11 protein-coding genes are annotated in these 10,120 nt (G+C 56.5%); 4 read left to right on the plus strand and 7 right to left on the minus strand.

What is annotated here, in order from left to right; genetic code table 11:
* Positions 1–171: 171 nt before the first annotated feature.
* Both L692_RS0115840 and L692_RS0115845 read right to left on the minus strand, forming a co-directional pair.
* Entirely contained in the window at positions 172–807 is a 636-nt protein-coding gene (locus L692_RS0115840; protein ID WP_025701116.1) for an NAD(P)-dependent oxidoreductase, read from the minus strand.
* A 307-nt stretch (positions 808–1,114) separates the two neighbouring features.
* Entirely contained in the window at positions 1,115–1,534 is a 420-nt protein-coding gene (locus L692_RS0115845) for an Rrf2 family transcriptional regulator (protein ID WP_025701117.1), read from the minus strand.
* A gap of 134 nt (positions 1,535–1,668) precedes the next feature.
* On the opposite strand from L692_RS0115845, the gene L692_RS0115850 reads away from it, so the two are divergent.
* Positions 1,669–2,121: an aminoacyl-tRNA deacylase gene (locus L692_RS0115850; RefSeq protein ID WP_232238805.1), complete on the plus strand. Its 453-nt coding sequence runs from the start codon at positions 1,669–1,671 to the stop codon at positions 2,119–2,121.
* 56 nt (positions 2,122–2,177) lie between these two features.
* On the opposite strand, the gene map is transcribed toward L692_RS0115850, so the two are convergent.
* The 3 genes from map to L692_RS0115865 form a co-directional block, all read right to left on the minus strand.
* Entirely contained in the window at positions 2,178–2,924 is a 747-nt protein-coding gene (gene map / locus L692_RS0115855) for a type I methionyl aminopeptidase (RefSeq protein ID WP_025701119.1), read from the minus strand.
* A 22-nt stretch (positions 2,925–2,946) separates the two neighbouring features.
* Positions 2,947–3,165 carry a hypothetical protein gene (locus L692_RS0115860; RefSeq protein WP_025701120.1) on the minus strand — a complete coding sequence of 73 codons (219 nt, stop codon included), beginning with the start codon at positions 3,163–3,165 and terminating at the stop codon, positions 2,947–2,949.
* A 96-nt stretch (positions 3,166–3,261) separates the two neighbouring features.
* Positions 3,262–3,888 (minus strand): SGNH/GDSL hydrolase family protein, encoded by a 627-nt coding sequence (locus L692_RS0115865; RefSeq protein WP_025701121.1) that lies wholly within the window; start codon positions 3,886–3,888, stop codon positions 3,262–3,264.
* A gap of 239 nt (positions 3,889–4,127) precedes the next feature.
* Between L692_RS0115865 and L692_RS0115870 the strand changes: the two genes are divergently transcribed.
* Entirely contained in the window at positions 4,128–4,763 is a 636-nt protein-coding gene (locus tag L692_RS0115870) for a nitroreductase family protein (RefSeq protein WP_025701122.1), read from the plus strand.
* A 115-nt stretch (positions 4,764–4,878) separates the two neighbouring features.
* On the opposite strand, the gene L692_RS0115875 is transcribed toward L692_RS0115870, so the two are convergent.
* Positions 4,879–6,618: an ABC transporter ATP-binding protein gene (locus L692_RS0115875; RefSeq protein ID WP_025701123.1), complete on the minus strand. Its 1,740-nt coding sequence runs from the start codon at positions 6,616–6,618 to the stop codon at positions 4,879–4,881.
* Positions 6,615–8,417 carry an ABC transporter ATP-binding protein gene (locus L692_RS0115880; protein ID WP_025701124.1) on the minus strand — a complete coding sequence of 601 codons (1,803 nt, stop codon included), beginning with the start codon at positions 8,415–8,417 and terminating at the stop codon, positions 6,615–6,617. The genes L692_RS0115875 and L692_RS0115880 overlap by 4 nt, the downstream gene beginning before the upstream one ends.
* A 153-nt stretch (positions 8,418–8,570) precedes the next feature.
* Here L692_RS0115880 and L692_RS0115885 point away from each other — a divergent pair, with 153 nt between their 5' ends.
* Complete coding sequence (locus L692_RS0115885; RefSeq protein WP_025701125.1) at positions 8,571–9,446, plus strand: LysR family transcriptional regulator; 876 nt, start codon at positions 8,571–8,573, stop codon at positions 9,444–9,446.
* Between the two features lie 77 nt (positions 9,447–9,523).
* Positions 9,524–10,120: nitrilase-related carbon-nitrogen hydrolase (locus L692_RS29050; protein ID WP_332258269.1), on the plus strand; the 597-nt coding region annotated here is incomplete at its 3' end.

A 10,120-nucleotide genomic window follows, 5' to 3' on the forward strand; every position in this document is an offset into this window, starting at 1 on the left:
GCCATCGAGAACGTCATCTGCTACCACGGCGGACTATACCGGGGGGATGCGGGCCGGCGCATTGCCGAATTGGCGGAAGAGGGCCAGTAACGGCAGTAGAGGCACCGCACCGCCAAACTGCAAAGAAGGCAGACAAGCCGCTGTGCGCGGCATGCCTGCCTTCTTGTGTATTCAGGATTCAGAAACCACCGTGAACCGTTCACGGATATGCGCCGGGTGCTCGATCTCGTCCAGCACGGCCACCGCATAGTCTTCATAGCTCACATAGCTCTCGCCTTTAGAGTTGACCAGCAGCTGGTCTTTTCCTTTCTCGTAGGCACCGGTCCGCTGTCCCAGGGCAAAATTCGCCGACGGGCTGATAAACGTCCAGAGCAGCGAATCCGTCCCTTGCAAAATTTCCAGATTCTTAAACTGATTTGACGCGGTCGGCTTCACGAAATCCGGAAATTCCGGCGTGTCGATCACGCGAATCGTCTGCGCTTCATCCACAAAGAGGCTGCCCGCCCCTCCCACGACAATCAGCCGGGTATCCGGCGCATCCTTCAGCGCCTCAATCAGAACATTGCCCGCATCCACATGCTGATGCTCCTCGCCCATCGGCGCGCCAAAGGCGTTCACAACGGCATCAAATCCGCTTAAATCACCAGTCGTCAGATCAAAAATATCCTTTGCAACCACCGCCGCCCCGCTGCCCGCCGCTTTCGACGCGTCGCGCACAATCGCCGTAACCTCGTGTCCTCTGTCCAGCGCCTCCCTCACGATCCGGCTTCCCGCTTTCCCGCTTGCTCCAATTACCGCAATGTTCATCCTCATTTCCTCCCTTTAATAAAATGGTGGTATGCTCCGTCCCAAACAGCCGCATAGGACCCGCAGCGTCAAGTCCAACTTGTAACTACGTTAGTTACAGGTTGCTGCGCTTAGTATAGCAGGTTCTCTAAAGTTTGTATAGATGCAAATAGGACAAAAAAAGAACCCCGCCAATCGGCGGAGCCAGGTCATCTGTATTCGATTTAACTAAAAAGGCGGAGTTTCGGGACCGCCCTCCGTACCGTACTCCTTGGAGGCAGCTCCTTGGAGGCAGGCCGGGCGCGTTGGCTTCAGGCTCGTCTCCCTGTCAGACCGGGATTTGCGAGGCAATTTGCTCCAGCGTCACTTTACGGAGTACGTCTTCCATCGCTTGCTGGGCGAGCGAGAACACCGGAAGGATAGCCCCCGCGATGTTCTGGCCGACGGGACAGTCCGGATTTGGATGATCGTGAACCGCGAACAGGGAATCCTGTCCAACGGCGTCGACCGCCAAATAAATGTCCAGCAGTGTAATCTCTCCGGCGGCGCGGGCCAGCTTGGCTCCGGCAACCCCCGGCCGAACCTCGATCAGGCCCGCTTTGCCGAGCATGCTTGTAATCCGGCGGATCACTACCGGATTCGTGCCCACGCTTCCGGCGATCCATTCGGAGGTGTTCTTGTCCCCTTTGTTAATCTCAAGCAGAGCCAGGATATGGATGGCAACCGCAAATCGGGTGCTGATGTTCATAGGATGTCTCTCCTTTGCCCTCCGGTATGAGAGGCCGTTTAGCCGTTTAGCTTGGAAATATCATAGTCACCTTAGCGGTTGTTGTCAACGGTGGCGAGAGTTATAATGTGGAAAAATATGACTTGGAGGCGCTCATGGATCAAATGGAACAATTGGAGCATGTTTTACGGGAAAAAGGAATCGGGTATGAAATCATTCAGCATGAAGGACCCATTAAAACGGCGCAGGAAGGCGCAGCCTTTTTGGGAATCGAAATCGGACAGACCGCGCCCGCCCTGGTGCTGAGAGCCGGAGATGAATATTTCGCCCTGATCGCTTCCGGCGACCGCGGACGCGTCAATCTGGAAGAAACGGCGGCTCTGCTCGGTCGGGATTCTCTAAAAATGGCAAGTCCCAAGCAGGTTCTGCAGCTTACCGGATATGAAGTGGGGAGTGTATCGCTGATGCTTCCGCTGCCCTGCATCGTGGACCGGAGGCTCTTCCGCCATCCTTTCATTTACGGAGGTACGGGAGAGCCCGGTTCCACCTTGAAAATATCTCCGAAGGCGTTGGAACAACTGAATGAGGTTGTCGCCTACCTGGATTAAAGCTGCGCGAGGTTGAATGTCCTTGACAGCCTGCGGACAGCGGCCGAAGCCGGATTTCAGGCCCCCGTCAAGATGATCGGCCGGCCCTTGGTGATAATGATCGTATGCTCGAACTGCGCGACCCGGCTGTTATCGGGCACCGTCAATGTCCAGCCGTCCGGCTGCTGCTCGACGTATTGCGCGCCGGTCGACAGGAACGGCTCAACCGTTATGACCTGGTTTGGCTTCAGAACGGTTGTCTCGCGGGGATTGTAATAGGGCAGAATTTCATGCGGCGTATCGTGCAGCGTTTTGCCGATCCCGTGGCTGCACAGGTTCCGCACCACTTTGTATCCGCGCTTGCGGGCCTCCGCTTCCATCACTCTGCCGATTTCACTCACCCGCATTCCGGCGCGCAAATGGGAGATTACGCTCATCATCGTTTCTTGGGCGCTGGCGCACAGGCGCAGCAGCTTCTGGTTGTAGGGAGGCAGCTGGAACGATACCGCGGCATCCCCGAAGTAACCGTTCAGTTCAGCGGATACATCGATGTTGATGAGGTCACCGGCGCGGATCACCTTCGGACCCGGAATACCGTGCGCCACTTCTTCGTTCAGACTGATGCACGTATCGCCAGGGAAATCATACACCTCCCTCGGAGCTGACCTCGCCCCGAAGCGCTTCAAAATTTCCGCGCCGATCTGGTCAAGCTCCAGCGTCGTCATGCCGGGCTTTACGCTTTTTTTCATCTCGGCGATCGTGAACCCGACGACCTTCCCCGCCGCTTTCAAGCCTTCCAAATCTTGCTCTGTATCACTTGTCATGGGATTTCCATTCCTCTCTTTATCAAATCGGCAAGCCGATGGCGCATGGACGAATTACCGCGCTCTTCCGCTGCGGATCGCAAGTGGCATAGCCGGGTCTTCCGTTTCTTTCCGCCAGATCAGCCGCCGCATTCCAATCGTATGGGATCAGCTTATGCTCTGTGCTCCAGCCTGTTCCTTCCGTCCCGAGCGGAGCTGCCGGACCAAATAAACGGTCTCCCAGGTTGACGACCAGAAACACGCGTTCCCTATATTATAACAGCAAAACCGAAACTGGAGAAATCAGGGACTCGCAGGTAGCCAATGGCATCCTTTCCGCGAACAACCCGCGGTTAAATCAGTTCACTCCGACCGCCTTGAGCCACGCTTCGGTAATCAGCGCATGGCCTGCAGGGGTCGGATGAACGCCGTCCTCGGCCCAATAGGCCGGATCGGCCTTCACCGAAGCGGCGGCGAACAAGCCGTCAAGCGGCACGAGCAGCGCTTCGTATTCGCGGGCCAGCTTCCGTACAACCCCGATTTTCGGGTCCAGATCGTCCCTCCAGTCGCGGTTCAGCCCCTGAACCGGCAGCACGAACGGCTCGATCAGAATGAGCTTGGCATCCAGAGTCTGCCGTGTGCGGTCCAGCAAATTCCGGTACTGCGCTTCGAATGCTTCCGGCGTCGTCTCCTCGCCGCCGTCGTACCGGCACCAGCTCTCATTGATGCCGATATAGATGGATACCCAGGTCGGCTTCAGGGCAAGGCAGTCCCTGTCCCAGCGCCGCACGAGATCAACTGCCCGGTCGCCGCCGATGCCCCGGTTGTAGAACGTAAGCTTTTTCTCCGGAAACAGCAGGCCAAGCCGCCCGGCGACCATCAGGGGATAGCCGGTTCCCAGCGAATATGCGTCGAAGCGATTGCGGCCAACGTCGGTGATACTGTCGCCCTGGAACAAAATCACATCATTTTCTTTGAAAAGCATCGATATAAGCCCTCCTGTATTTCAAATATCCGTCGCATAATTTAATAGACTCTATTACGATATTACGATTTGGAGAAACCGGCAATCTCAAAATCGGCAAATTTTCAGAAGACCGGGGAAGCTATTCATCGTATCATTGACGGATAATTGAAGTCATGATATATTATTAAGTAACTATTAGTAAGTATGTTATTAAAATAAATCAATTGATTTTTAATCATCGAATGGAGGACATATCAATGAATACGCAAGCAGCCGCCAACCCTTTTTTAGATGTTGTCCAAGCCCGCAGATCGGCCATGAATTTCGTGGAGGACGTTCAAATTCCGCAGAATGAGCTGGAGGAAATCTTCTCCTATACCCGGCTTGCTCCTTCGGCTTTCAATTTACAGCACGCCCGTTATAAAGTGATCGCGGACCCCGCGCTTAAGGAACAGATCCGCGAGAGCGCCTACGGACAATACAAAGTTCATACCGCTTCCGCTGTCATTGTCGTCTTGGGCGATATGCATGCCTACAAGCAGGCGCCGGAAATTTACGGCGGTCTCAAAATGCTGGGGGCGATGTCGCAAGAGGAATATGACGGCGTGCTTGGCGCGATCAATCAAGCTTACATAGGTAAAGAGGCTTTCCAGCGCGACGAAGCGATCCGCAACGCCTCACTGTCCGCCATGCAGTTCATGCTGGTCGCCAAGGACAAGGGCTGGGATACGTGCCCGATGATCGGATTCGATCCGGAGGCGGTCAAGAACGTTCTCGGGCTGCCGGACCACCTTGTTCCCGTGATGCTGATCACCATCGGCAAGGATAACCAGCGCAAGATCAGACCGCGCGGCTACCGGAAGCCCGTGGGCGAATTCGTCGAGTTTATGTAAATATTAGTCAAAAAAAGAACCCCGCCATCCGGCGGGGTTAAATCATCTTTGGGGGTCATGAATATAGTATAGAACCCGCTGCTGAAAGGTGCATGAAATGGGCTGAATAACTGAATTAAACGGCCACAAATTGGCTGTTGTACAGCCGGGCGTAATAGCCCTCGTGGCGAAGCAGCTGTTCATGGGTCCCGCTTTCCACGATGTCTCCATCCTTCATGAACAGAATAAGGTCCGATTCGCGGATCGTGGACAGCCGGTGGGCGATGACGAAGCTGGTGCGCCCCTCCATCATTTTCAGGAATGCCCACTGGATGCGGATTTCGGTCCGGGTGTCAATGCTGCTCGTCGCCTCGTCCAGAATGAGCATCGGGGGATCGGCCAGCAGCACGCGCGCGATGGTAAGCAACTGCTTCTGTCCCTGGGACAGATTGTCGCCGGAGCCGCTGATCACAGTGTCGTAGCCATCCGGGAGACGCTTGATGAAGCTGTGTGCGCTGACGGCTTTGGCGGCGGCGATGACTTCTTCATCGGTCGCCTCCGGATTGCCGTAAGCGATGTTGTCCCTGACGCTTCCGCCGAACAGCCACGTATCCTGCAGCACCATGCCGAAATTGCGGCGCAGGCTGTCGCGCGTCATATCCTTGATGTCCACGCCTCCGATTCGGATGGCTCCGCTGTCGACATCATAAAAACGCATCAACAGGTTGACCAGCGTCGTCTTGCCTGCCCCCGTCTGTCCGACAATGGCAACCCGGGTGCCCGGTTTGACCTTCAGGCTGAAGCCCGTTATCAAGGGGCGACCCGAAGTGTAGGCAAACCGGACCTGGTCAAATTCAATCATCCCCTGACCCGGCTCGGGGTCAAACGCCTCCGGAGCATCCGGCTGTTCGGGCTCAAGGTCCAGAACGGCAAAGATGCGCTGCGCCGAGGCAGCGGCGGCTTGAAGCTGCGTAATGACGCCGGTTACTTCGTTAAACGGCTTGGCGAACAGATTCGAGTAGATCAGAAAGCCGGACAGATCCCCTATGGTCAGCCCTCCCGCGATAATGACGATGCAGCCGATGATTGCGATAACGGAAAATGTAATATTGTTGACCAGCCGGGTCGTCGGCCCGGAGAGCGAGCCGTAAAACTGCGCATGGACTCCGGCCCGGTACAGCTCCTCGTTCAGCCCCTCGAACCGCTCATAGGTATGGGCTTCGTAATGAAAAGCCTGAACGATTTTTTGCCCGCCGACCACTTCCTCCACATAGCCGTTAAGGCCGCCGAGAATTTTGGCCTGGTCGCGGAAAAGCTTCTGCGAGCGCGTCGTAATGAACCGGGCCATATAATACGAAGCGGGCGCGGACAGCAGCACGACCACAGTCATGAGCGGGCTGATGTACAGCATCAGTCCGATGGCGCCGACGATCGTAACCGCGCCGGTAAGCAAAGTCTGAAAGCCCTGAAGCAGACCGTCCGAAACGGCGTCCATATCGTTCACGAACCGGCTGATCAGATCGCCCTGCGGGTGGTTGTCATGGAATTTCAGCGGCAGGACGTTCAGCTTGTCAAACAGCTCATTGCGCATGCGGTTTACCGTCTGATAGGCGATCCGGTTCGTCAGATAGGTCAGCAGCCAGCCGCACAGGCTCCCGGCAAGAAATACAACGGCCAATTCCAGGAGCAGCCCGGGCAGCGCGCCAAAATCCACCTTCCCCGGTCCAACCATATCATCGACCGCCCGGGCAATCAGCAGCGGGCCGATCAGGCTGGCCGCCACGCTGAGCACCGCGCAGAGCGCCGCCAGAATGGCGGAGCTTCTAAATTGCGCCGTATAGACGATCAATCTTTTCCAAACCTGTCTGCCGTTCATACAGCCGCCTCCTCGCTTGACAGCTGGGAGTTGCAGATTTCACGGTAAACCTCGCAGCTGTGAAGTAAATCCTCATGCCGGCCGATGCCGGCAATCCGCCCTTCCTCGAACACGATAATTCTGTCGGCCTGCCGGACGGTGCCGACCCGCTGGGAGACGACCAGCGTCGTCATCCCGGCGCGGCTCTCTTTCAGCTCTCGGCGCAGCGCTGCGTCGGTGGCGAAATCGAGCGCGCTGGAGGAATCGTCCAGAATCAGAATATCCGGGCGGCCAACAACCGCCCGCGCGATGGTCAGCCGCTGCTTCTGCCCGCCAGACAGGTTCATTCCGCCCCGGGAAATCGCCGTATCCAGACCTTCCGGCAGCTTGGAGACGAACTCCTCTGCCTGGGCGACAGCTACCGCCGCGCGGATTTCCTCTTCGGTCGCCTCCTTCTTCCCCCAGCGGATATTGTCCGCGATCGTGCCTGTAAAGAGCACCGCCTTCTGCGGAACGATGCCGATGGACTCCCGAAGCCGAAGAAGCGGATAATCCTTGACATTCAATCCGTTCACCCGCACTTCGCCCGAGAAGGCGTCATAGAAGCGGGGAATCAGATTGACGAATGTCGATTTGCCCGAGCCCGTGCCGCCAATCAGACCCACGGTCTCCCCCCGCCAGATGGCAACGGACACATCCTCCAGCGCAAGCTCTCCTCCCCTGCTGTATCCGAAAGACACATGGTCGAACTCGATGGCCGGAGTCCGGGAGACCTGCTCGGAATAACCCGCCCCCTCCGCCTGAATAGCAGGGCATACAGCTGCGGCTCCACCATCCGCGAGTGGCGGAATTGCCGGATGCTCCGGCTCCGCAACCGAGCTGGCCGCCGTCAGCACTTCGTTAACTCTGGCCAGCGATGAATTGGCTTTGGTGAATATAATCACCAGATTCGAGGTAACGATCAGCGCAAGCAAAATTTGTGTAACATAGTTGATAAAAGCGATAATTTCCCCTTGCGACAGCCTTCCCGCGTTAATATGAATGCCTCCCGCCCATAGAATCGCAAGGATGGCCCCGTTGACCACCAGAGAGGTCAATGGACTGAGCAGAGCCGAAATCCGGCCGACGCGCAGGGCCGTCGCCGTCACATCGTCCGCTGCGGCGGCGAAGCGCTCCCGTTCCTTGCGCCGCTTGGCGAAAGCGCGGATAACCCGGATGCCGGACAGATTCTCGCTCAGCACCTGGGCGATTCCGTCCAGCTTCTGCTGGTACTTGCGGTACAGCGGCGATGAGCGCGAAATGATCCAGTACAGCAGAACGGCAAAGACCGGCGCGGCCGCCAGCAGCACAAGCGACAAGCGCAAGTCGAGAATCATGGCCATGATAATCGCTCCAATGGCGATAAACGGCGCGCGGATTACAAGCCGGATCAGCATGGCAACCGCCAGCTGGAGCTGATTCACGTCATTCGTGATCCGGTTGATAAGCGAAGGCGTGCCGAACCGGTCAAGCTCGGCGTAAGACAGCGAAGAAATATGCCGGAACATCGCGTTCCGCAGCCGTGTCCCGAAGCCCTGGGACGCCCGGGACGCCGAATACTGGCATACCATGGAGCAGGAGAAGCCAAGGATGGACATAAGCAGCATAAGCCCCCCCATCCGGTATACGTAAGCCGAGTCATGCGATCCGATGCCCCTGTTCACCATCAGCGCGACGATGGTCGGCAGCAGCAGCTCAAGGATCGCCTCCAGCAGCTTGAAGATCGGGCCGATAATCAATTGCTTCCGGTAAGGCTTCAGAAATACGCCAATCTTATTCATTTCTACAATCACACCCATTCAAGTAGATACGTAATATATTTCACAAACACAGAAAGAACAGTTATGATTATGTCATAACTGCATCCATATTAATAATATTGGATTCGTATCCCTCCGATACGTTAGTCATATTCCATAGGGCGGGGATTCATAATGGATATCAGACAGCTTAAATATTTTTTGACGATTGCCGAGGAAGGCCAGATTACCTCGGCGGCGAGGAAGCTGCAAATGGCGCAGCCCCCGCTCAGCCAGCAGCTAAAGCAGCTGGAAGAAGAGCTGGGCGTCAAGCTGGTCGAACGGGGGCCGCGCAGCATCCAGCTTACCGACGCGGGTGTGATTTTGCGGAACCGGGCGCAGCAAATTCTCGATTTGGCCGACGCGACAACAAGGGAAATCGGCGATTATGTCAAGGGGCTAACGGGAACGCTGTCCATCGGAACGGTCTCCTCCTCGGGGTCCGCCCTGCTGCAGAACCGGCTGTGCGAGTTCCACCGGACTTATGAGGGAGTCAAATTCGAGATTCATGAAGGCAACACCTTCAAAATTATCGACCTCTTGAGCAGAGGAATTGTAGAGCTCGGCATTGTGCGCACTCCGTTCAATTCGGCCCATCTCGAATGCCGCTATACCGATTCCGAGCCGATGATCGCGGTCATGACCCGGGAGCTTGATTTTAAACCCGGCCATACCCGAATTGACCTTGGCGAACTGGAGGACAAGCCGCTCATTATCTACCGCCGATTCGAGCAGCTGATTACCGACGCTTGCCTGGAGCACGGCTTCGAGCCGCTGCTGTTCTGCATGAACGACGACGCCCGGACGACGCTGCTGTGGGCCAACGCCGGCCTTGGCATCGGCATTATTCCGAAATCCGCTCTGGGGCTGGTGAGCAGCGGCAATCTGCTCTGCAAGGAAATCAGCAGCGATTCGCTGCGCACGCGCATTGCCGCCATTATGATGAAGGGAAAATATGCGTCCACCCTGGCGACGAAGTTCTTTGAGAGCTTCGGTCATGGAGAAGGCTGAATCTGCTCAATATTGACACGAATCCTTATTATGCTAAATTTAATGTCAACGAAATTACACTCATACCAAGAGGATAGGTGAATCCATTGCTGAATTTCGGTTTCTCAAGAGTCGCCGCCGCCTCCCCAGAACTTCGGGTTGCGGACTGTGAATTTAATGCCAATAAAATCATCGAAGTCATTGAGCAAGCGGACAAGCAGCAGGTCGAATACCTTGTACTGCCGGAGCTGTGCATCACCGGCTATACCTGCGCGGACTTGTTCATGCAGCATCGGCTGCTGGACTCCGCCCTGGAAGCTCTCCTCGCCATCGCCGCCAGAACAGCAGAGCTAAGCATGGTCGTGATTGCCGGCCTGCCGATCGACATCAGAGGCCGACTGTATAATTGCGCCGCCGTCATCCAAAGCGGAAGCATACTCGGGATTGTGCCCAAGACCTGCATTCCCGGCTATAGCGAGTTCTACGAGCCCCGCTGGTTCGCCGGAGCCGAAGAACTGGAGACCACGGAGCTGCGCATCGGCGGGGCCGCGGTCCCGGTCGGCAGCGATCTGATGTTTGTGTGCGGCGAGAATTCCAATCTGGTCTTCGGCGTGGAAATCTGCGAGGATCTGTGGGTTCCCGTTCCGCCGAGCAGCCGGCTGGCCCAGGCGGGGGCGGTGCTACTGTTCAATCCA

This window comes from Paenibacillus forsythiae T98, from assembly GCF_000520735.1.
GTDB lineage: Bacteria > Bacillota > Bacilli > Paenibacillales > Paenibacillaceae > Paenibacillus_AQ > Paenibacillus_AQ forsythiae.